This window comes from Streptomyces sp. NPDC039736, from assembly GCF_055596485.1.
Window position 1 is genome coordinate 89,636 of the sequence record NZ_JBVIUQ010000004.1, and the last position, 20,759, is coordinate 110,394.

Annotated in this window: 19 protein-coding genes; 13 read left to right on the plus strand and 6 right to left on the minus strand. The window is 73.6% G+C overall.

The genetic code is table 11. From position 1 onward, the window contains the following. Positions 1 to 43: 43 nt before the first annotated feature. Complete coding sequence (locus tag ACZ56L_RS13690; protein WP_471063995.1) at positions 44 to 1,768, plus strand: serine/threonine-protein kinase; 1,725 nt, start codon at positions 44 to 46, stop codon at positions 1,766 to 1,768. On the opposite strand, the gene ACZ56L_RS13695 is transcribed toward ACZ56L_RS13690, so the two are convergent. Beyond that, a complete protein-coding gene (locus ACZ56L_RS13695; RefSeq protein ID WP_345223207.1) occupies positions 1,762 to 2,415 on the minus strand; it encodes a pirin family protein in 654 nt (217 codons plus the stop codon). The genes ACZ56L_RS13690 and ACZ56L_RS13695 overlap by 7 nt on opposite strands. A gap of 93 nt (positions 2,416 to 2,508) precedes the next feature. On the opposite strand from ACZ56L_RS13695, the gene ACZ56L_RS13700 reads away from it, so the two are divergent. The 5 genes from ACZ56L_RS13700 to fabF all read left to right on the plus strand — a co-directional run bounded on the left by ACZ56L_RS13700 (position 2,509) and on the right by fabF (position 7,519). Beyond that, positions 2,509 to 3,756, plus strand: coding sequence for a PucR family transcriptional regulator (locus ACZ56L_RS13700; protein ID WP_380837010.1), 1,248 nt, complete (start codon positions 2,509 to 2,511; stop codon positions 3,754 to 3,756). Between the two features lie 89 nt (positions 3,757 to 3,845). Continuing rightward, positions 3,846 to 4,766 carry an ACP S-malonyltransferase gene (locus ACZ56L_RS13705; protein ID WP_471063997.1) on the plus strand — a complete coding sequence of 307 codons (921 nt, stop codon included), beginning with the start codon at positions 3,846 to 3,848 and terminating at the stop codon, positions 4,764 to 4,766. Between the two features lie 10 nt (positions 4,767 to 4,776). After that, positions 4,777 to 5,808, plus strand: a complete 1,032-nt coding sequence (locus tag ACZ56L_RS13710; RefSeq protein WP_471063999.1) for a beta-ketoacyl-ACP synthase 3 — start codon at positions 4,777 to 4,779, stop codon at positions 5,806 to 5,808. 72 nt (positions 5,809 to 5,880) lie between these two features. Then, a complete protein-coding gene (locus ACZ56L_RS13715; RefSeq protein WP_345223204.1) occupies positions 5,881 to 6,129 on the plus strand; it encodes an acyl carrier protein in 249 nt (82 codons plus the stop codon). Between the two features lie 121 nt (positions 6,130 to 6,250). Beyond that, on the plus strand, positions 6,251 to 7,519 hold the full coding sequence (gene fabF, locus ACZ56L_RS13720) for a beta-ketoacyl-ACP synthase II (RefSeq protein WP_345223203.1): 1,269 nt from the start codon (positions 6,251 to 6,253) through the stop codon (positions 7,517 to 7,519). Positions 7,520 to 7,685: 166 nt separating this feature from the next. Here the strand turns inward: fabF and ACZ56L_RS13725 are convergent, their stop codons facing one another. Together ACZ56L_RS13725 and ACZ56L_RS13730 are read right to left on the minus strand one after the other, a co-directional pair. Beyond that, complete coding sequence (locus tag ACZ56L_RS13725) at positions 7,686 to 9,284, minus strand: outer membrane protein assembly factor BamB family protein (RefSeq protein ID WP_471064001.1); 1,599 nt, start codon at positions 9,282 to 9,284, stop codon at positions 7,686 to 7,688. Between the two features lie 118 nt (positions 9,285 to 9,402). Continuing rightward, the gene (locus tag ACZ56L_RS13730) at positions 9,403 to 9,897 is read right to left on the minus strand and encodes a DUF3145 domain-containing protein (protein ID WP_345223201.1); all 495 of its coding nucleotides are present in this window, start codon (positions 9,895 to 9,897) and stop codon (positions 9,403 to 9,405) included. Between the two features lie 371 nt (positions 9,898 to 10,268). On the opposite strand from ACZ56L_RS13730, the gene ACZ56L_RS13735 reads away from it, so the two are divergent. Further along, positions 10,269 to 11,180, plus strand: a complete 912-nt coding sequence (locus tag ACZ56L_RS13735) for an SGNH/GDSL hydrolase family protein (protein WP_471064003.1) — start codon at positions 10,269 to 10,271, stop codon at positions 11,178 to 11,180. A gap of 553 nt (positions 11,181 to 11,733) precedes the next feature. On the opposite strand, the gene ACZ56L_RS13740 is transcribed toward ACZ56L_RS13735, so the two are convergent. Beyond that, on the minus strand, positions 11,734 to 14,199 hold the full coding sequence (locus ACZ56L_RS13740; RefSeq protein WP_471064005.1) for a glycoside hydrolase family 3 protein: 2,466 nt from the start codon (positions 14,197 to 14,199) through the stop codon (positions 11,734 to 11,736). A gap of 157 nt (positions 14,200 to 14,356) precedes the next feature. On the opposite strand from ACZ56L_RS13740, the gene ACZ56L_RS13745 reads away from it, so the two are divergent. The 3 genes from ACZ56L_RS13745 (at position 14,357) to ACZ56L_RS13755 (ending at position 17,734) form a co-directional block, all read left to right on the plus strand. Then, the gene (locus ACZ56L_RS13745; RefSeq protein WP_468685990.1) at positions 14,357 to 14,923 is read left to right on the plus strand and encodes a TetR/AcrR family transcriptional regulator; all 567 of its coding nucleotides are present in this window, start codon (positions 14,357 to 14,359) and stop codon (positions 14,921 to 14,923) included. A 165-nt stretch (positions 14,924 to 15,088) separates the two neighbouring features. Next, entirely contained in the window at positions 15,089 to 16,393 is a 1,305-nt protein-coding gene (locus ACZ56L_RS13750; protein WP_401757200.1) for a pyroglutamyl-peptidase I, read from the plus strand. Positions 16,394 to 16,483: 90 nt separating this feature from the next. After that, positions 16,484 to 17,734 carry a pyroglutamyl peptidase gene (locus tag ACZ56L_RS13755; RefSeq protein WP_468685996.1) on the plus strand — a complete coding sequence of 417 codons (1,251 nt, stop codon included), beginning with the start codon at positions 16,484 to 16,486 and terminating at the stop codon, positions 17,732 to 17,734. A gap of 66 nt (positions 17,735 to 17,800) precedes the next feature. Here ACZ56L_RS13755 and ACZ56L_RS13760 read toward each other — a convergent pair whose 3' ends face one another. Next, the gene (locus ACZ56L_RS13760) at positions 17,801 to 18,409 is read right to left on the minus strand and encodes a LysE family transporter (RefSeq protein ID WP_345223195.1); all 609 of its coding nucleotides are present in this window, start codon (positions 18,407 to 18,409) and stop codon (positions 17,801 to 17,803) included. 108 nt (positions 18,410 to 18,517) lie between these two features. Between ACZ56L_RS13760 and ACZ56L_RS13765 the strand changes: the two genes are divergently transcribed. From ACZ56L_RS13765 to ACZ56L_RS13775, 3 genes are read left to right on the plus strand one after another with little or no spacing between them, the layout of a single operon-like run. Beyond that, positions 18,518 to 18,769: a hypothetical protein gene (locus ACZ56L_RS13765; protein WP_468686003.1), complete on the plus strand. Its 252-nt coding sequence runs from the start codon at positions 18,518 to 18,520 to the stop codon at positions 18,767 to 18,769. Next, complete coding sequence (locus ACZ56L_RS13770) at positions 18,766 to 19,164, plus strand: DNA-binding protein (RefSeq protein ID WP_468686004.1); 399 nt, start codon at positions 18,766 to 18,768, stop codon at positions 19,162 to 19,164. Before ACZ56L_RS13765 ends, ACZ56L_RS13770 begins: the two co-directional genes overlap by 4 nt. A gap of 50 nt (positions 19,165 to 19,214) precedes the next feature. Then, the gene (locus ACZ56L_RS13775) at positions 19,215 to 19,937 is read left to right on the plus strand and encodes a carbon-nitrogen hydrolase family protein (protein ID WP_471064009.1); all 723 of its coding nucleotides are present in this window, start codon (positions 19,215 to 19,217) and stop codon (positions 19,935 to 19,937) included. On the opposite strand, the gene ACZ56L_RS13780 is transcribed toward ACZ56L_RS13775, so the two are convergent. Continuing rightward, positions 19,924 to 20,730, minus strand: a complete 807-nt coding sequence (locus ACZ56L_RS13780; RefSeq protein WP_471064011.1) for an EI24 domain-containing protein — start codon at positions 20,728 to 20,730, stop codon at positions 19,924 to 19,926. The genes ACZ56L_RS13775 and ACZ56L_RS13780 overlap by 14 nt on opposite strands. Positions 20,731 to 20,759: the final 29 nt, after the last annotated feature.

Here is a 20,759-nt window from a genome sequence, read left to right on the forward strand (position 1 = left end):
TACGCAGTACGTCCGGCACGACGTCGAGCAACGGGGACCACACATGCACCAGGACACGGCAGAGGGCGGGCAGTTCGGCCCGCTGGAGGACAACGACCCGCGCACGGTGGCGGGTTACCGCATCGCCGCCCGGCTCGGCGCGGGCGGCATGGGGCAGGTGTACCTCTCGTACACGCCCGGCGGGCATCCCCTCGCCGTGAAGGTGATCCGGCCCGAACTCGGGGACGACCCCGGGTTCCGGCAGCGGTTCCGGGCCGAGGTGCAGGCGGCGCAGCGGGTGCAGGGGCTCTACACCGCGCCCGTCATCGACTTCGACACCGAGGGCGTACGGCCCTGGCTCGCGACGGCGTACGTCGCCGGGCCCTCGCTGGCCGTCGCGGTGGACGAGCACGGGAAGCTGCCGGTGGCCGCCGTGCTGCGGCTGGTGGCCGGAATGGCGGAGGCGCTGAAGGTCATTCACGGCGCCGGGATCGTGCACCGGGACCTGAAGCCCGCGAACGTGCTGCTGGCCGCCGACGGGCCCCGGGTCATCGACTTCGGCATCGCGCGGGCCGCCGACGCCACCGCGCTCACCGGGACCGGTGTCACCGTCGGCACGCCCGCGTTCATGTCACCGGAGCAGGCGGCGGGCCGGGAGGTCGGTCCGGCGTCGGACGTGTTCGCGCTGGGGCTGGTGGCGGTGTTCGCCGCCCTCGGCGCCTCGGCGTACGGGCAGGGCAACTCGCACGCCGTGCTGTACCGGATCGTGCACGAGGAGCCCGACCTGAGCGGGCTCCCGGGCGAGCTGGCCTTCCTCGCGCGCTGCCTCGCCAAGGACCCGGCGGACCGCCCGGAGCCCGGCGAGATCATCGACCTGTGCCGGGCCGCCTCCCCCGTGCCGCTGTCCCAGCAGGGGAGCTGGCTGCCCGAGCCGATGGAGGCGGACATCCACCGCCGCACCCGGGCCTGGGCCGCGATGCGCACCTCCCTGGACGCCGCCCCGGGACCGTCCGTGCACCACGCCCCGACGGTCACCGCCGCCCCGCCGTCGGCCACTCCCCCGCCGCCCAGCGCCCTGCCGACACCGCCGCCGACGGGCCCCGTCCCGTACCACCCCGCCCCGTACAACCCCACCTCGTACCCCACCAGCCCCCAGCACAGCCTGCACTCCGCTCCGTACCCCGCGCAGCCGCAGCCGGTCTGGACGCCGCCCGCGCCGAAGAAGAAGATGAGCGGCGGGGCCGTCGCCCTCATCGTCATCGCGGCGGTCCTGCTCCCGGTCGGCGGCTGCGCGGTGCTCCTCGCCGGTCTCGCCGGCAACAGCGGCAACGACGCCAAGCGGCCCGGCGCGCAGGCGAGCGGCACGCCCCGCCCCGACCCCAAGCCGGTCACCTACAAGGGCGTGCACCTCACCAACGACTACTACATCCGCTTCGCCGACTCCCCGCCCCAGCCGGTCCACTCGGGCGACGCCGCCTACGAGGACGACGCCGACTTCTACTACTGGAGCGACGACCGCTACCTCGGCAGCCACGGCGAGAAGGTGTCCCTCCTCAACAACTCCCAGGAGGGGTCGCTGAAGACCTGCCGGGCGGAGACCCGGTTCACCGAGCGCGTCACCGTGTCGCAGGTCTCCAAGGGCTCGCAGCTCTGCGTGCACACCGAGTCCGGGCACATCGCCCTGGTCACCTACCGGGGCCGCTCCGGCGCCTCCGAGCCCGCCGACTACGTCACCCTGGACCTCACGGTGTGGCGCAACGCGGCGGAGCCGTCGGGCAGCGGCTACTGAGCCGCCCGGAACTCCCACACCAGCACCTCGGCGCGGGTCGTCGCCGTCAGGCCGGGGCCGGGTCCGCCGCCGACGCGCGCCGAGTCGCCGGGGCCCAGCTCCTGTCCGTCCAGGGCCACTTCGCCGCGCACGACGTGGACGTACGCCTCGCCGGGCAGGTCCGTCCGGCCGCCCGCCGGGAGCCGTCGTGCCGTCAGGGCCGCGCCCGCCGCCGTCAGCTCGTAGGGGGCGGCGGCGAGGTCCCGGACCAGTGTGTACGCGGGCTCGCCGCCCGGTGCCAGCGGCGCCAGCCACATCTGGACGAAGACCAGGGGGTCCGGGCCCGCGTTGCGTTCGACGTGGCGCACGCCGTCGGCCGCGCTCAGGTGCTGGAGGTCGCCGGGGCGGACCAGCGTGGCGCGGCCCGTGGAGTCCAGGTGGGTCAGCTCGCCCTCGACGACCCAGGTGACGATCTCGGTGTGGCTGTGCGGGTGTTCGTCGAAGCCCGCGCCGGGGGCCAGGCGTTCCTCGTTGCAGGCGAGGACCGGGCCGAAGCGGAGGTTGTCCGGATCGTAGAAGTGGCCGAAGGAGAAGGCGTGCAGGGACTCGATGCCGGCGGCCGGGTCGCCGCCCCGGTACCGGTCCGCTGAGCGTCGTACGGAGATCACGGAGCCAGCCTAGGGCCGCGCGCGGGCCTCCGGGGGCGGTCTCCGCGCGGCCTGCCGATCACGCCCGCCGCCGGATAAGGCAGTCTTGTCCCCGTGCCCCGATCCGATCCCGAAGCGCAGCAGCCCGGCGCAGCCGCCGAAGCAGAAGCCGAAGCGGCCGCCGCGAACGACGTCTACGACGCCCACCCGCACTCCGCGACGCTCAAGCGGCTGGAGCAGTCCGCCGGCTCCCTCGCCGCGAGCGCCATCGCGCGCATGGACGAGACGCTGCCCTGGTACCGGGCGATGCCGCCCGAGAACCGGTCGTGGATCGGGCTGGTCGCGCAGGCCGGCATCGCCGCGTTCACCGAGTGGTTCCGGCACCCGGAGACCCCGCAGGCCATCTCCACCGACGTGTTCGGGACGGCTCCGCGCGAGCTGACCCGGGCGATCACGCTGCGCCAGACCGTCGAGATGGTCCGGACGACCATCGAGGTCATGGAGTCGGCCATCGAGGAGGTCGCCGCCCCGGGCGACGAGTCCGTGCTGCGGGAGGCGCTGCTCGTGTACGCCCGGGAGATCGCCTTCGCGACCGCCCAGGTGTACGCGCAGGCCGCCGAGGCGCGGGGGGCGTGGGACGCGCGGCTCGAATCGCTCGTCGTGAACGCCGTGCTGTCCGGGGAGGCCGACGAAGGGGCCGTCTCGCGGGCCGCCGCGCTGGGGTGGAACGCCCCGGAGCACGTGTGCGTCGTCCTCGGCACCGCCCCCGACGGGGACTCCGAGCTGACCGTGGAGGCCATCCGGCGGGCCGCCCGGCACGCCAAGCTGCAAGTGCTGACCGGGGTGCTCGGTTCACGGCTGGTCGTCATCGCCGGGGGCAGCGACAACCCGTTGCAGGTCGCGAAGGCCCTGATCGGGCCGTACGCGGCCGGGCCCGTCGTCGCGGGACCCGTCGTCCCCGACCTGCTGGCCGCCACCCGCTCCGCCCAGGCGGCCGCCGCCGGACTGAAGGCGTGCACGGCCTGGCAGGACGCCCCGAGGCCCGTGCTGGCGGACGATCTCCTGCCGGAGCGGGCGATCGCCTCCGACCGTGGCGCGCGGGAGCAGTTGGTGGAGGAGATCTACAGACCGCTGGAGGAGGCCGGTTCGGCTCTCCTGGAGACCCTGAGCGTTTATCTGGAGCAGGCGAGCAGCCTGGAGGGGGCGGCGCGGATGCTGTTCGTGCACCCCAACACCGTGCGCTACCGGCTGCGACGTGTGACGGACGTCACCGGATGGTCGCCGTCCGACGTCCGATCGGCCTTCACGCTCCGTATCGCGCTCATCCTGGGGCGTCTGGCCGACGGCGAACAGCCGTCCTAGACTTTTGTCGGATACAAACAATGAGACCGTCGGTTCTTCGTCCCAGTCCCCACGGGCAGAAGACGCCGCCCACAAGAGAGAGTGTGAGGGTGCTCGTACTCGTCGCTCCCGGCCAAGGCGCTCAGACGCCCGGCTTCCTGACCCCCTGGCTCGACCTCCCCGGCGCGGCCGACCGCGTCGCGTCCTGGTCCGACGCCATCGGTCTCGACCTCGTCCACTACGGCACGAAGGCCGACGCCGACGCCATCCGTGACACCGCCGTCGCCCAGCCGCTGCTGGTCGCCGCCGGTCTCCTCTCGGCGTCCGCGCTCGGCGACATCTCCGGCGCCGGCGCCGTCGCCGGGCACAGCGTCGGTGAGATCACCGCCGCCGTGTTCGCCGGCGTGCTCGCCGACGAGGCCGCGCTGCGTTTCGTACGGACGCGCGGACTCGGCATGGCCGAGGCCGCCGCCGTCACCGAGACGGGCATGTCCGCCCTGCTGGGCGGCGACCCCGAGGTGAGCGTCGCTCACCTGGAGAAGCTCGGCCTGACCCCGGCGAACGTGAACGGCGCCGGCCAGATCGTCGCCGCCGGCACCGCCGAGCAGCTCGCCGCGCTGGACGCCGACAAGCCCGAGGGCGTGCGCCGCGTGGTGCCGCTGAAGGTGGCCGGCGCGTTCCACACCGAGCACATGGCTCCGGCCGTCGCGGAACTGGGCAAGGCCGCCCAGGACCTCGCCGTGTCCGACCCCTCCCTGACGTACGTCTCGAACGCCGACGGCAAGACCGTCGCCGCCGGCTCCGAGGTCGTCTCGCGCCTGGTCAGCCAGGTCTCCAACCCGGTCCGCTGGGACCTGTGCATGGAGACCTTCCAGACGCTGGGCGCGACCGCGATGATCGAGGTCTGCCCCGGCGGCACGCTGGTCGGGCTGGCCAAGCGCGCCCTGCCGGGCGTCAAGACCCTCGCGCTCAAGACCCCCGACGACCTCGACGCGGCCCGCGCGCTCCTCGCCGAGCACGCGAGCGCGTAAGGAGCGAGCCATGTCGAAGATCAAGCCCAGCAAGGGCGCTCCGTACGCGCGCATCCTCGGGGTCGGCGGCTACCGCCCGACCCGGGTGGTGCCCAACGAGGTGATCCTCGAAAAGATCGACTCCTCCGACGAGTGGATCCGCTCGCGCTCCGGCATCGCCACCCGGCACTGGGCCGACGCGACCGAGACGGTGGCGATGATGTCGGTCGAGGCGTCCGGCAAGGCCATCGCGGACGCCGGGATCTCCCCGGAGCAGATCGGCGCCGTCATCGTCTCGACGGTCTCGCACTTCAAGCAGACCCCGGCCGTCGCGACCGAGATCGCCGACCGGATCGGCGCGGGGAAGCCCGCCGCCTTCGACATCTCCGCCGGGTGCGCGGGCTTCGGCTACGGCCTGACCCTCGCCAAGGGCATGATCGTCGAAGGGTCGGCCGCGTACGTGCTGGTCATCGGCGTGGAGCGGCTCAGCGACCTCACCGACCTGGAGGACCGCGCGACGGCCTTCCTGTTCGGCGACGGCGCGGGCGCGGTCGTCGTGGGCCCCTCCGACGAGCCGCACATCGGCCCGACCGTGTGGGGTTCCGAGGGCGACAAGTCCGAGACCATCAAGCAGACCGTCGCCTGGGACCAGTGGCGGGTCGGCGACGTCGCGCAGCTTCCGCTGGACAGCAGCGGCGAGGTCAAGTTCCCCGCCATCACGCAGGAGGGCCAGGCGGTGTTCCGCTGGGCCGTCTTCGAGATGGCGAAGGTCGCCCAGCAGGCGCTGGACGCCGCCGGGATCGCCCCCGAAGACCTGGACGTCTTCATTCCGCACCAGGCCAACATGCGGATCATCGACTCGATGGTGAAGACCCTCAAACTGCCGGAGCACGTCACGGTCGCCCGTGACGTCGAGACCACCGGCAACACCTCGGCGGCCTCGATCCCGCTCGCGATGGAGCGGCTCCTGGCCACCGGACAGGCCAAGAGCGGGGACACCGCCCTGGTCATCGGCTTCGGGGCGGGTCTCGTCTACGCCGCGACTGTCGTTACCCTCCCCTAGGGCGTCTGCGGGTTTCCGCCCGCCTGCCGCCCGCACCCGCTGAAATTCACCCTTAACCGAAGGAGCGCCGTCATGGCCGCCACGCAGGAAGAGATCGTCGCCGGTCTCGCAGAGATCGTCAACGAGATCGCCGGTATCCCGGTCGAGGACGTCCAGCTGGACAAGTCCTTCACCGACGACCTGGACGTCGACTCGCTGTCCATGGTCGAGGTCGTCGTCGCCGCCGAGGAGCGCTTCGACGTGAAGATCCCCGACGAGGACGTCAAGAACCTCAAGACGGTCGGCGACGCCGCGAAGTACATCCTGGAGCACCAGGCCTGATCAGGCCGGCAACCGGGACCGGGCCGCCCCGTCGCCGGGGTCGCCCGTCCGTAGCGCCGTACTCGCCACCCGGCGGTGGCGCCGTAAAGATTCCCCCTCTACACGTGGAGAAAGAATTCCTGTGAGCCCGACCAATCGCACCGTGGTCGTCACCGGTATCGGCGCAACTACACCGCTGGGTGGCGACGCCGCGTCGACCTGGGAAGGTCTGCTGGCCGGACGCAGCGGCGTCCGCCCCCTGGAGGGCGAGCGCTTCGCCGAGCTGCCGGTGCGCATCGCCGCCCAGGCCGCGGTCGACCCGTCCGAGGTGCTGCCCCGGCCGCTCGCCCGCAAGCTGGACCGTTCCGCGCAGTTCGCCGTGATCGCGGCCCGCGAGGCGTGGGCCGACGCGGGCTTCACCGCCAAGGCCGGCGAGGACGAGCAGATCTCGCCCGAGCGCCTGGGCACCGTGATCGCCTCCGGCATCGGCGGCATCACCACCCTGCTCGACCAGTACGACGTGCTGAAGGAGAAGGGCGTCCGCCGCGTCTCCCCGCACACCGTCCCCATGCTCATGCCGAACGGCCCCTCGGCCAACGTCGGCCTGGAGATGGGCGCCCAGGCGGGCGTGCACTCCATGGTCAGCGCGTGCGCCTCGGGCGCCGAGGCCGTCGGCTACGCGATCGAGATGATCCGCTCCGGCCGCGCCGACGTCGTCATCGCCGGCGGCACGGAAGCCACCATCCACCCGCTTCCGATCGCCGCCTTCGCCAACATGATGGCGATGTCCAAGAACAACGACGAGCCCGAGCAGGCCTCGCGCCCCTACGACACCGCCCGTGACGGCTTCGTCCTGGGCGAGGGCGCCGGCATCGTCGTCCTGGAGTCCGCCGAGCACGCCGCCGCGCGCGGCGCCAAGGTGTACTGCGAGGCCGTCGGCCAGGGCCTGTCCTCCGACGCCCACCACATCGCGCAGCCCGAGCCCACCGGCCGGGGCATCGCCGCCGCCCTCCAGCAGTTGCTGGACTCCACCGACCTCGAAGCGTCCGAGGTCAGGCACCTCAACGCGCACGCCACGTCCACCCCGCAGGGCGACGTGGCCGAGATCAAGGCGCTGCGCAAGGTGCTGGGCGACGACCTGGACCACGTCGCGGTCTCCGCCACCAAGTCCATGACCGGCCACCTGCTGGGCGGCGCGGGCGGCATCGAGACCGTCGCGACGGTCCTGGCGCTGCACCACCGCACGGCCCCGCCGACCATCAACGTCGACGACCTCGACCCGGAGGCGGCGGAGGCGGACATCGTCCGCGACAAGCCGCGCGCGCTGCCGGCCGAGGGCACGATCGCCGCGATCAACAACTCGTTCGGCTTCGGCGGCCACAACGTGGTGCTGGCGTTCCGCACGGTCTGAATCCGTTCGCGTACGGTCCATCCGTTCGCGTACCTTTCCGTACGCTCTCGTACCTTTCCGGTGCACGGCGAAGGCCCGCCCCCTGCTTCTCGCGGGGGCGGGCCTTCGCCGTCGCCGTGCGCCGTCGCCCGCTCCGCGGCGCTCGTGCCGCCGTACGGCCGGCGCCTCAGCGGATCGCGAAGACCGGCACCGGCTCCGCGAGGTGCTTGAGGCTGCTGTACTGGTTGGGCTGGTCCTCGTTGACGACGACCACCGTGGAGCCCGGCCCCTGGTGCAGCGACGCCGAGGACGGGTTCGGGGTCCGCGACCCGAGAACGCCGAGCGGGGCCGCGCTCCTGCGCCCGGTGCGCAGGTCGTACGAGGCCAGGTAGGGCGTGTCGTCACCCCGGATGAGGACGGTGAGCCGCCCGTCCGTGCCGGTGAGCAGCGCCGTGGCCGGGTCGGGCAGCCGCTTGAGCCACTGCCGTTCGCCGGTGGCCAGGGAGAACGCGCCCACCCAGCGCACGCTGGTCTCCCCCGGGGTGATCGCCCCCGCGACGAGCCGGTCGCCGACCACGCGGGCCTGCCCGGGCAGCCCGATGAGGCCCTCGGTCTCGGAGTTGGCGTTCCGGTTGCCGGTAGCGTGGCGGGAGACCTTCAGGACCGCGCGGGCGCGCCCCTTGTCGTCGTACGACAAGAACGCGTCCACCCCGCGCTCGTCCCGCTCCTTGACCCGCAGGACCACCGGCGCGGTCGAGGCGAAGTACGCGCTGAGCGCGGGCGACTCCACGGGCAGGGCGGTGCGCCAGAGCTGCTTGCCGGTGGCCGCGTCGAGGGCGATCAGCCGGGTGACCGAGGCGTCCCCGCCGTACTCCTTGACGCACTCCTCCATCAGGAGGACCCGGTCCGCGGAGGCGTCCAGCGCACCGGCCGTGCACAGCCGCTTCTTCGGGAACGGCCGTGTCCAGGCCTGCTTGCCGGTGTTCGTGTCGAAGGCCCGCAGCCGCTCCGTCTCCACCGCGACGGCGGTGCGGCCCGCCAGGGCGAAGCTGCCGGTCCGGGCCCGGGTGTCGTACTCGTCGTGGCGCAGCTTCTGCTGCCAGCGGGTCCGCCCGGTGGCGAGGTCGACCGCGGCCAGCTCCGCGCACGGCTGGTCGTGGCGGGCGTACCCGATCAGGACGAGGTCCGCTCCGGCGCGGGTGGCGGTGCCGCAGACCGTGCGCCGCGTCGGCACGGGCGTCTGCCACTGGCGGCGGCCGTCGGCCAGGGAGTGCGCGGTGAGCGTGTCCGGGGTGATCCGCACGAGGTTCGGGCCGCCGGGCAGCGTCCAGACGCTGCGGATGTCGTACGTGCTGCCGCCGTTGTCCGACCCGGTGTTCTCGTACGGGAGGGACCAGGCCACGGAGCGGGCCTTGCCGGGCAGCGAGGCGGCCCAGGAGCCCGCGGGCCACAGGAACGCGGCGAGGCCCGCCAGCACCAGCGGGAGGGCGATCCAGGCCCGCTTGCGGTGCGGGGAGGGGCCGGTGACCTTGCCGTCCGGTCCCTTGGGGGGCGGCGGCACGACGACGGCGATGAAGGCCAGTACGGTGATCAGCACCGCGATCACGCCGAGGACCGTGAAGGCGTGCGCCCAGCCGTCGACGGCCGCGGACCCGGGCAGGCAGTTGTCGCCGGTGCAGACGCCCTCGATCCGCTCCAGCCGGGAATCCTCGATGTGGAACCTGACCGCTGCCGCGACCAGGCCTCCCGAGATGACGACGGCGGCCCCGGCCACCACCTGACCCACGCGCACTTCCTACCCCCCACAGGTAAAAACTCGTTCAACTGTGGGCGGAATCTATCCCGGTCCCGGGCGGTGCGGCCGGCGGGGGCCGGAATCGGGGGCGGGCCGCCGGTGCGGCCGGTCAGACGACCTGGTGGAGCCAGCGCACCGGGGCGCCCTCGCCGGCGTACCGGAAGGGTTCCAGCTCGTCGTCCCAGGGCTTGCCGAGCAGTTGGGCGACCTCCGCCTCCAGGTCGCTCTCCCCGTGCACGGAACGGGCGAGCGCGGCGCGCAGCCGGTCCTCGGGAACGAGGATGTCGCCGTGCATGCCGGTGACGGCGTGGAAGATGCCGAGTGCCGGGGTGGAGCTGTAGCGCTCGCCCTCGGCGGTGGGGCAGGGTTCCGCGGTCACCTCGAAGCGGAGCATGTCCCAGCCGCGCAGGGCGGAGGCCAGTTTGGACGCCGTGCCCGCCCTGCCCTGCCAGGAGAACTCGGATCTCCAGGTGCCGGGCGCGGCGGGCTGCCTGATCCAGTCGAGCCCGACGCGCACGCCGAGGACGGAACCCACCGCCCATTCGACGTGGGGGCACATCGCGCGCGGTGCGGAGTGAACGTAGAGAACTCCACGTGTCGTCACCGGGACCTCCTGCTGTGTGGGTCGAGGTTCGCGAACACCTGCGGCCTCGTACTCCCTGCGCCCTGCGGTCGGGGGTGACACGCCTGGCCGAATCCCGAGGCTGTCAACAGTAAACAGCATCCGGGGTGAAACTCCTGAAAAGGGACAGTATGTGACGTCATGTAATGTACCGGGGCCGATGGGACGGGTCACAGCGCCGTCCGGTGCTGTGGCCGGTGCGGTCCCGGTGGGGAAAAGCTACCGTGCGGCGCGCCCGGGGGTGTGACGTACTGTCGGTCCGGGGGCGGGGCGAAATACCGGGTGTGTGGCTGGATTCCGGGCTTTTCCACCCCGGGTCCACGGGAGGGTCACGGCGCGGAGGGAACACGGACATGCGGGAGAGCGGTACGAAGGGTCCGGCGCGGCGGCTGCGCGCGGCGGCCGCGGCGGCGTCGGCCCTGCTCGCGCTGGTCGCCGGGTGCTCGGACGGCGGAGCGCGCGAGGGGACGGGCCCCGCCCCGGCGCGGAGCACCGCGAAGCCCTCCGCGAAACCCACCCCCACGTGGGACCGGTCGCCGTCCTCGCTCGTTGCCGTCGGCGATTCGATAACACGCGGGTTCGACGCGTGCGAGGTCCTGGCGGACTGCCCGCAGGCGTCCTGGGCGACCGGTACGCACGCGTCCGTACGGAGTCTCGCGGTGCGGCTGTTCGGCGCTGCGGGCGCCGCGTCGCGGAGCTGGAACCTGGCGGTGACCGGGTCGCGGATGGCCGACCTGCCCCGGCAGACGGCGCGGGCGGTGGAGCACCGGCCCGAGCTGATCACCGTGATGACGGGGGCCAACGACGCGTGCCGCAGCTCGGTCGCGCAGATGACGCCGGTCGCGGACTTCCGCCGGTCGTTCGAGCGGGCGCTGAAGGAGGTGCGGACGGAGCTGCCGAGGACGCAGGTGTACGTGGCGAGCGTGCCGGACCTGAAGAGGCTGTGGTCGCTGGGGCGGGGCAATCCGCTCGGCAAGCAGGTGTGGGGACTGGGGATCTGCCCCTCGATGCTGGGCGACGCGGACGCGGCGGACGCGGCGGCGGTGGCGCGGCGGGAGGCGGTGCGGGAGCGGGTGGTGGCGTACAACGGGGTGCTGGCGGAGGTGTGCGGGCGGGATGCCAGGTGCCGCTACGACGGGGGCGCCGTCTTCGACTACGCCTTCACCGGGGCCCAGCTCAGCCAGTGGGACTTCTTCCATCCCGGCGTGGACGGCCAGAACCAGCTCGCGGCCCTCGCCCACCAACGCATCACCGCCCCGGACTGACCTCCCCGCCCCCTCGGGCACCGCAGCCCCTTCGCCCCGCGGCCCGTCCTCCTGGGCGTCGCAGCCGCCTTGCCACCCCGCCCCCTTGGGCTTCGCCCCGAGCCCCCCTTGGGCGACGGGGCCGCCCTCCCCTTATCCCCCGCCCCCTTGGGCGACGGGGCCGCCCTCCCCTTATCCCCCGCCCCCCTTTTATCCCCCGCCTCCTTGGGCGACGGGGCCGCCCCAAGGGGGCGGGACGGGCGGGCAAGGGGGCGGCCCCTCCCGCTCCCGGCCAGCCCGGGTGCCGCCCCCTGCCCAAGCGCCTGCGCCGGACGCGCGTCTCCGCCGAGGCCGTGAGCTCAGCACCCGTGCCGGATGCACAGCCCCGCCCGGCTCGGGCAGAGAGGCCCCGGACCCGCCCCTTTCCCTAAAGCGCTCGCCGCGCGGCTGCCCACGGTTCCCGTGCAGGTGAGTGGGTGGCTGGGCGCGCAGTTCCCCGCGCCCCTGAAGGGGCGCCGCCCTCGGTGGGAAACGTGCGGGGGCGTCGTGGCAGGGCGCGCAGTTCCCCGCGCCCCTAGAGGGGCACCGTCAGACGGGGGTCCGTCAGGGAGTGGGCGAGGGTGAGGGTGTACGGGCCCTCGATCAGGGCCCAGGAGGAGGCCGCCTCGTCCCAGACCTCGAAGGCCCGGCGCGGAAGATCGAGCGTCACCTCGACCGTCTCCCCCGCCCCCGCCGTCACGCCCCCGAACGCGGCCAGCCACCGCGCCGGACGCCCGGCCGTGTCGGAGACCGGGGCGACGTACGCCTGCACGACCTCCCGGCCCGCCCGGTCGCCCGTGTTGGTGAGGCGGACCGTCACCGACCTGCCGGAACCGGAGACGGTGGCCGCCTCGTACGACCAGGTCGTGTAGCCGAGGCCGTGGCCGAAGGGGTAGGCGGGGGCGGTCCCGGCCCTGTCCCAGGCGCGGTAGCCGATGAAGACGCCCTCGGCGTAGGGGAGTTCGCCGTCGACCGGGGCGACCTGGGTGACGGGCGCGTCGGAGAAGGCGGCCGGCCAGGTGGTCGGCAGGCGGCCGCCCGGCTCCTCCGCGCCCAGGAGCACGTCGGCGAGCGCCGCCCCGCCCTCCTGGCCCGGGAACCAGGTGAGGAGAATCGCGGAGACCTCCTCGCGCCACGGCAGCTCGACCGGCGAGCCGGAGTTGACGACGACGACCGTGCGCGGGTTGACCGCGGCGACGGCGCGGACCAGGTCGTTCTGGCGGCCCGGGAGGGCGAGGTCGGTCCGGTCGAAGCCCTCGGACTCGACGCGGTCGGTGGTGGCGACCACGACGACGGCGGTGTCGGCGGTGCGCGCGGCCTCGACGGCCTCCGCGATCAGCTCGTCCGCGTCGCGCCGCGGCGAGAGGTGGGACAGCGAGAACATCACGGCGGTGAGCGGCGAGCCGGTGCTCTTCTGGACCACGTGGGTGAGGGAGACCGTCACCGGCCGCCCCTCGGTGAGGTGGAAGCGGCCGCGCTCCTCGGGAGCGCCGAAGAACGACTCGAACGGGTCGGCCCCCTCGCGCGGGCCGTGGAAGTCGTCGTAGCAGGTCTCGTCGCCGACGGTGAGGGTGAAACGGCCCAGGCCCCGGGTGCCGAAGACGTGCTCGCCGGTCTCGCGGGGGGTGAAGGTGCCGGTGATCTCGACGGAGTGCAGGCTGTCGTGGCTGACGCCGTCGGGGAGGTCGTCGCCGATCCACTGGACCTGGCCGTTGGGCAGGGAGCCCGCGCCGATGACCTCGCCCTTCTCGTCCCGGCAGACGGCGCGCAGCTCGAAGCCCTTGTCGGCGACCGCGAGCTCGTCGCTCGGGTCCGCGCCGACGCAGTAGCTGAGGGCCCCGGCCGGAAGCGCCTCGGTCAGGCCGTCGAGCGGTGAGACGACCCGCTCCGGGAAGACCGTCGCGGAGCCTCCGCCGAGCACCCGGGCGTCGCGGGCGGCGGCGCCGGAGAGCGCGACCGTGCCGCTGGACGCGAGCGGGAGGGCGTCGCCCTCGTTGCGCACCAGGACGATCGCCCGGTGGGCGACCTCGCGGGCGACCGCCTGGCCGTCGATCCCGGCGGGGAGGTCCGAGGGGGAGACGACCGCCGGGGCGCCCTCCAGGACGCCGACGCGGGCGGCGAGGCGCAGGACGTTGCGCACCGCCTCGTCGACGACCGACTCCTCGACCTCGCCCGCGCGCACCGCACCGGCGAGCGCCTCGCCGTACACCGTCCGCGGGCCGGGCATCGCGACGTCGAGGCCGCCCTCGACGGCGCCCTTGGTGGAGCGGGCCGCCATCCAGTCGGAGACGATCGCGCCGTCGAAGCCCCACTCGCCGCGCAGCACCTCGTTCTGGAGGTGGCGGTGCTCGGACATGGTGGTGCCGTTGACCGAGTTGTAGGCGCACATGATGCCCCACGGGTGGGCGTTCCGGGTGATCGCCTCGAAGGGGGCGAGGTAGAGCTCGCGCAGCGGGCGCGGGTCGATCAGGTTGTCGACGGTGAAGCGGTCGGTCTCCGCGTCGTTGCCGACGAAGTGCTTGACCGTGGTGCCCACGCCGCCGTCCTGGACGCCGTTGACGTAACCGGAGCCGATCTCACCGGTGAGGTACGGGTCCTCGGAGTAGCACTCGAAGTGGCGGCCGCCGAGGGGCGAGCGGTGCAGGTTGACGGTCGGGGCGAGGAGGACGTGCACGTCCTTGCGGCGGGCCTCCTGCGCGAGCAGGCGACCGGCCCGGCGGGCCAGCTCCGGGTCCCAGGTGGCGGCGAGCGCGGTCGGGGACGGGAGGGCGATCGAGGGGTCGTCGGCGGTCCAGCGCACGCCGCGCACGCCGATCGGGCCGTCGGAGAAGACGAGGGACCTCAGGCCGATCTCCGGGAGGGCCGGGAGGGACCACATGTCCTGGCCGGCCAGCAGGCGGGCCTTGGCGTCGAGGTCGAGCCTGCCGAGTGCGGCGCCGACGACGTCCTCGCGGACCTGCTCGTCGTCGCGGGTGTGCTGGGTGGTGGACTCGCCTGCCACGGCCGTACCTCCTCGTTGAGATCTGCTGGTGCCCCCATGGTTACTCGGTTCACCTGTAGAACGGTAGGGTTCGTTGCCTTTTCGTGATGTGGGGGTCGGCGGGAGGTATGGCGTACCGTCCTGACCAGCAAGATCACAGGGGAAGCGGGTGCACGTGATGGCCAGGGCCAGGAGTGAGGAGAGGCGGGCGGAGATCCTGCGCGCCGCCCTCGAAGTGATCGCCGAGCGCGGCTACCGGGGGGCGTCGCTGGCCTCCGTCGCCGAGCGCGTGGGCCTCACCCAGCAGGGCCTGCTGCACTACTTCCCGACCAAGGAGGCCCTGCTCGTGGCCGTCCTGGAGGAGCGCGACCAGTGGGACACCGGCGGGGCGGGCCTGAGCCCGGCGGCCTGGCGGCTGGACCTGCTGGCGTCGCTGGTGGACTACAACGCGATGCGCCCCGGCGTCGTGCAGACCTTCTCGGCGCTGCTCGGGGAGTCCGTCACGGACGAGCATCCCGCCAAGGACTTCTTCACCCAGCGGTACGCGCTCGTGCGCGAGGGCATGGCGGGGGCGCTGCGCGCGGAGTACGGGGAGCGGCTGCCCGGCGGACTGACACCGGAGCAGGCGGCTCCGCTCCTGGTGGCGGTGATGGACGGGTTGCAGTACCAATGGTTGCTGGACCCCGGGTCGGTGGACATGCCCGGGGCGTTCCGGGACTTCCTGTCCTTGCTGCGGCCGGAGTGAGGGCGGGTCCCCCGGAGCCGTCACCGCTGTCCGGCGGCCACCGGGACCGCCACCTTCTCCCGGCGGCCGCCGGGACCGCCGTTCCTCCCCGGAGGCCGCCCGGGAGCACCGCCCCCTCCCGGAAGCCGCCCGGGAGCCGCCCCCTTCCGGAGGTCGTCACCCGCCATGCACCGAGGACCCGCCCGTACCTCCGCCCCCGCCCTGCTGACCGCCTCCGTCCTCGCCCTCTCGGCGTGCGCCGGCTCCTCCGGGACGGCCGCTCCCCCGGTCACGGTGGCGTCCCCCGCCGTCGCCTCCGCGCCCGCGACCGCGCCCGTGCTCACCGCCGACTCCCCGACGGCGGAGGAGCGGCGGCTGGACGGCAAGGTCCCGCAGGAGCTGCTGCGGCGCAGCGGTTTCCACGCCGTCGCGCCGGACTTCGCACGGGAACTGGGCGGGTCCGAGGGGTACGAGTCCGCCGAACGCGCGGTCGTCCGGCACGGCACCGCCCTGTGGCGGCGGGCCGTGGACCGGGCGCAGGGCCGGGGCGCGGCGGGCGGTGACCTGCCGCGCGACGACGACCGCCCGCTGTACTGGGCACGGCTGGCCATGGCCCGCGAACTGCGCGCCTGGAAGCCCGACTTCACGCTGCCGTCCGACGAGCAGGCCCGGCTGCTGGACCGGCTGGAGCGCACCTCGCGCGGCCACGAGGCGCAGCCCGTCATCTCCCCGGGCGTGGACCACGTGGTGCTGACGGGCTTCGACCCCTTCTCGCTGGACCGGGAGATCCGCACCTCCAACCCCTCCGGGGCCGCCGCCCTTGCCCTCGACGGCACCGAGATCACCACTCCCGACGGCCGCAGGGCCCGCGTCGAGGCGGTGCTCTTCCCGGTGCGCTGGGACGACTTCGCCGCCGGCGAGGTCGAACGGGCCCTGCGCACGCGCCTGCCCCGGGCGAGCCTCTTCGCGACGGTGAGCCAGGGCGGGTCGGACCGGTTCGACGTGGAGCGCTTCAACGGGGCCCGGCGGGGCGGCACGCCGGACAACCTCACGGTGGGCCGGCAGGGCCTGGCCCCGGTCGACGACCCGGGCGCGCAGCCCCAGTGGACCGAGACCTCGCTGCCGTACGAGACCCTCGCGGCGGCCAGGACCGGCCGCTTCCCGGTACGGGTCAACACGGCGGTGGTGGAGGCCCCGGCCAAGGACGGCGGGGACCCGGTCCGGCGCACGAACGGCCCGGCGCCGGGCTCCCGGGCGTGGTCGGGCAGCGGCGGGGACTACCTGTCGAACGAGATCGCCTACCGGGCGACGCTGCTGCGCGACCGGCTGGGCCTGTCGATTCCCGGCGGGCACCTGCACACGCCGGTCCTGGAGTTCGGGCCGAGGAACGCGACCGCCGTCACGGACCCGGTGTTCCTGAGGAACCGGGCGGACATCGTGCGGCAGGTGCGGGAACTGCTGCGGACGGCGCTGGGCACGGTCACGGACTGACCCGCCGGACCCACCACCCCCTTCCGTGACGCCGGCCGCGCTCCGATACTGGGGCTTCGCCGGTTTCGAGGCTCCACGGAAGGACGCGGGATGCGACGCAGTACACGGACGGCCGCACTGGCCCTCGCCGCTCTCGCCTGCACGACGGCCCTGCCCGCCGCCGCGCAGGCGGACCCGGCGGCCCCGCCCGGCCCGGCCGGCCGGATCGCGGCCGTCACCGTCGAGGAGGCCCGGCTGGAGCGGGCCGTCCCGCGGGAGATCCTGCGCCGCAGCGGGTTCGACGCGGTGGCGCCCCGCTTCGCCACGGCGCTGGCCGGGGCGACGACGTACCGCAGGGCGCAGGAGACCGTCGAGCGGCACGGGACGCGGCTGTGGCGGCGGGCCGTGGACCGGGCGCAGGGCCGGGGCGCGGCGGGCGGCGACCTGAGCCGGGGCGACGACCGCCCCCTGTACTGGGCGCGGCTGGCCATGACCCGTGAACTGCGTTCCTGGGAACCGGGGTTCCGGCTCTCCGACCGGGACAGGGACCGGCTCGTCGAGCAGTTGGAGCGGTCCTCGCGCGGGCAGGACGGCATCGGCTACGCCGGGGCCAAGGGCCTGCGGCGGGTACTGGTGACGGGCTTCGACCCGTTCACGCTGGACCGTGACATCCGGATCGGCAATCCGTCGGGGGCCACCGCGCTCGCGCTGGACGGCACCGTGATCCGCACCGCCGACGGGCGGCTCGCGCGCGTCGAGACGGCCGTCTTCCCGGTGCGCTGGGACGACTTCGCCGCCGGGGAGGTGGAGCGCGCGCTGCGCCCGCACCTGCGCGGGGTCGACCTGTTCACGACGATCAGCCAGGGGCGGGTGGGCCGCTTCGACGTCGAGCGGTACAACGGGGCGTGGCGGGGCGGCTTCGGCGACAACCTGAACGTGAGCCGGACCGGGACGGTCCCGGTCGCCGACTCCGCCACGCAGCCCCAGTGGACCCGTACGTCACTGCCGTACCAGCGCATCGTGGCGGCGCGCACGGGCCCCTTCCCGGTGTACGACAACACCTCCGTGACGGAGGTCCCGGCCGGGCAGACCGCCGCCGTGGTCCGCCCGGACGGGCCCACGCCGGGTTCGGCGGCGCGGGCCGGGGGCGGCGGGGACTACCTCTCCAACGAGATCGCCTACCGGGCGACGCTGCTGCGCGACCGGCTGGGCCTGACGGTCCCGGGGGGCCATCTGCACACGCCGGTGCTGGAGTTCGACCGGGCGAACACCACCGAGATCACCGACCCGGTGTTCGTGAAGAACCGGTCGGAGATCGTGGCGCAGGTGCGGGAGGTGCTGCGGGTGGCGGCGGCGCGGTAGCGGTTCGGGGGGCGCGCTGAGCGGCGGCCGTGCGGGCGGGGCGTGCGGCGGCCGTGCGGGGGGGCCTCAGCGTGCCAGGCCCAGTGTCACCCCGAGTCCCACCAGTACCGAGCCGATGCCCCGGTTGAGGGCCTTCTGGCGGCGGAGCATGGCGGCGCGCAGCCGTCCGTCGGAGAAGAAGAGCGCCACCAGCGCGAACCACCCGAAGTGTGCGGCGGACATGAAGAGCCCGTAGCCCGCCTGCTGCCACAGAGCCGTGTCGGGGCCGACGACCTGCGTGAACGTCGACACGACGAAGAGGGTGGTCTTGGGGTTGAGCACATTGGTCAGGAACCCGGCCCGCATCGCCCCCAGCGGCGACAGCTCGCGCTTGTCCGCGAGGTCGACGGCGAGCTCGGCGCGGGCGAAGAAGGTGCGCAGGCCGATGTAGACGAGGTAGGCGGCGCCGAGGAGCTTGATGGCGGTGAAGAGGGCGGTGGAGGAGGCGATGAGCAGGCCGACGCCGAGCATGGTGTACGTGACGTGGACGAGGACGCCGGCCGCGACCCCGGCGGCGCCCAGGAGGCCGGTGGTCCGCCCGTACAGATAGCTGTTGCGCACCACCATGGCGAAGTCGGCCCCCGGGCTGATGACGGCGAGGACGGTGATCAGCGCGACGGCGAGGAGTTCTGTCATGGGGGGATGCTCCCCTCGACGCCCTTGCGGATCAAGGGACTTCGGGCTTCGTAGCAGCGCGTGTGTGTACGGTCACGGCGGTAGTAGGGCCGGTGGTACCATCGTTCCATGAGCGGAACCACACGCAAGTACTCGGTCAGCATTCCGGAGGACCTGGCCGAGACGGTGCGGGCGAAGGTCGGGCCCGGGGAGTTTTCGGCGTACATCACCTCCCTGCTGACCCGGCAGTTGGAACGCGAGAGGCTGCGCGAGTTCATCGACGAGGCCGAGGCGGCGCACGGCCCGGTGGACCGCGCCGACGTCGAGGCCGCGCGCGCGGTCCTGCGGGGCGAGCACACCTCCGCGCAGGCTGCCGCGTGACCGCCCTGGGCACCCTCGTGCTGGACAGCGAGGGGCTCTCCAAGGCGGTGGCGCGCGACCCCGCCCTCACGGCGTGGCTGATCGCCGCCGAGGAGGAGGATGTACGTGTGGTCACTTCGGCGATCACCCTGGTGGAGGCCCGTGACCCCAGGGTGCCGCAAGCGCGTTTCGACTGGACGGTCTCCCGGTTCCACGTCGAACCGGTGACCGAGGAGATCTCCCGGGCCGCCTCGCGACTGCTGGCCGCCGCCGGTCTCCACGGCCACAAGTACGCCATCGACGCGGTCCTCACCGCCACCGCCCTCCAGCAGCCGGGACCCGTGGTCGTCCTCACCTCCGACCCCGAAGACCTCCGCACGCTGAGCGACCGGAGGGTGCGCACCGTCAAGGTGTGACGGGGGCCGACCGTCGTACGCCCGGGAGGGGCCTGAGAGACTGACTGCCCATGCGCACAGCCACCGCCCAGTTCTCCGCCCTGCCGGGCGATGTCGCCGCCAACGTCGCCACGATGTCCTCCTTCGTGCGGGAGGCCGCCGCGTCCGGGGCCCGGCTGACCGTCTTCGCCGAACTCGCCGTCACCGGTTACGAGTTGGGGCTTCTGGCCGCCAGCCCCGGCCTGTGGACGAGCGGCCCGGACGACCCCCGGCTGGACCCCGTGCGCGAGGCGTGCCGGGAGACGGGCACGGCGGCCGTGGTGAACTGCGCCTCCCGGGGGCGGCTGGTCACCTTCGTATACGGAGCGGACGGCGCGCCCCTGACGACGTACGCCAAACGACACCTCTTCGAGGGCGAGCGGAAGGTCTTCGCGCCGGGCGCCGCGCCCGGCCGCTGCACGTTCGACGGCGTACGGATCGCGCTGGCCACCTGCTTCGACAACCACTTCCCGGAGCTGGCGCGGGAGGCGGTGGAGGACGGGTGCGGACTGTGGCTGGCGAGTTCGCTGTACGGAACCGGGGGCGGCGAGGAGGAGAGGGCGACGGTGTATCCCGGCCTGGCGCGGGACTTCGGTCTCCCGGTGGTACTGGCCAACCACGTGGGCCGGGCGGGCGCGTGGACCGGGTGCGGCCGCAGTGCGGTGTGGGGCGCGGGCGGCGAACTGCTGGCCGAGGCCCCGGCGGACGTGCCGGGGCTCGCGGTGGCGGACGTGCCCGTGCTCAGGCGGTCGTAGCGGAGGCGGCGGAGCCGTCGGCGTCCTCGCCGCCCTCGTCGTCCACGGAGGGCTCGCCGAGGAGGTCGCGGGCCATCAGGGTGGCTCCGGCGACGGCGCCCGGCATCAGGAAGACGGCGACGAACGGCACCAGGTACGCGAGCGTGAGCGGCACACCGAACCCGAGGATCATCGAGCGGCGGCTCCGCAGCAGGCGCAGGCGTTCCTTCAGTTCGATGCCGCGCCGCTGGAGGGCGACGGCGGTCAGCTCCTCGGTGAGGAAGAACCCGGACACGCAGAAGCCGAGCACCGGGACGACGGTCTGCCCGACCACCGGGATGAACCCGCAGGCGAACAGCAGGACGCCGTAGCACAGGACCCTGACCAGCACCCGGACGCTGTCCCGCGCCGAGATCCACAGCTCGCGCACGAACGGCAGCCCGGACTCGGGCGCGGTGCCGTCCGGCGACCGGGACTTGTCGACGCGCTCGGACAGGGCCTCGTAGAAGGGCTGCCCGACGAGCAGGGTCACGGCGGTGAAGGTGACGACGGCGAGGAAGAGCGCGAGCGCGAACAGCAGTGCCCGCAGCACGCCCCGGAAGAGCGTCAGCCAGGTCTCGCCCCAGCCGTCGGCGAACGGGGTGGCCCAGGCGACGAAGTCGTCCGACCAGGTGAAGAGACCGACGAGCGCGCCGAGGTACAGGACGAGCGTGACGAGACCGGGCAGCAGCCCGAGCCCGTAGCTCCGCCCGTGCCGCGTCATCCACCGCTGGCCCTTGGCCAAGTACTTGAAACCCGCCCCGAAATCTCTCACGCAGACACTGTAGAGGTGGGCTGGTGGGA

What these genes read in the sequence shown, in the direction of transcription:
- ACZ56L_RS13690 (WP_471063995.1), top strand. Translation starts at nt 44, where the DNA reads ATGCACCAGGACACGGCAGAGGGCGGGCAGTTCGGCCCGCTGGAGGAC.
- ACZ56L_RS13710 (WP_471063999.1), top strand. Translation starts at nt 4,777, where the DNA reads ATGTCGAAGATCAAGCCCAGCAAGGGCGCTCCGTACGCGCGCATCCTC.
- ACZ56L_RS13715 (WP_345223204.1), top strand. Translation starts at nt 5,881, where the DNA reads ATGGCCGCCACGCAGGAAGAGATCGTCGCCGGTCTCGCAGAGATCGTC.
- ACZ56L_RS13735 (WP_471064003.1), top strand. Translation starts at nt 10,269, where the DNA reads ATGCGGGAGAGCGGTACGAAGGGTCCGGCGCGGCGGCTGCGCGCGGCG.
- ACZ56L_RS13745 (WP_468685990.1), top strand. Translation starts at nt 14,357, where the DNA reads ATGGCCAGGGCCAGGAGTGAGGAGAGGCGGGCGGAGATCCTGCGCGCC.
- ACZ56L_RS13750 (WP_401757200.1), top strand. Translation starts at nt 15,089, where the DNA reads ATGCACCGAGGACCCGCCCGTACCTCCGCCCCCGCCCTGCTGACCGCC.
- ACZ56L_RS13755 (WP_468685996.1), top strand. Translation starts at nt 16,484, where the DNA reads ATGCGACGCAGTACACGGACGGCCGCACTGGCCCTCGCCGCTCTCGCC.
- ACZ56L_RS13760 (WP_345223195.1), bottom strand. Translation starts at nt 18,409, where the DNA reads ATGACAGAACTCCTCGCCGTCGCGCTGATCACCGTCCTCGCCGTCATC.
- ACZ56L_RS13765 (WP_468686003.1), top strand. Translation starts at nt 18,518, where the DNA reads ATGAGCGGAACCACACGCAAGTACTCGGTCAGCATTCCGGAGGACCTG.
- ACZ56L_RS13775 (WP_471064009.1), top strand. Translation starts at nt 19,215, where the DNA reads ATGCGCACAGCCACCGCCCAGTTCTCCGCCCTGCCGGGCGATGTCGCC.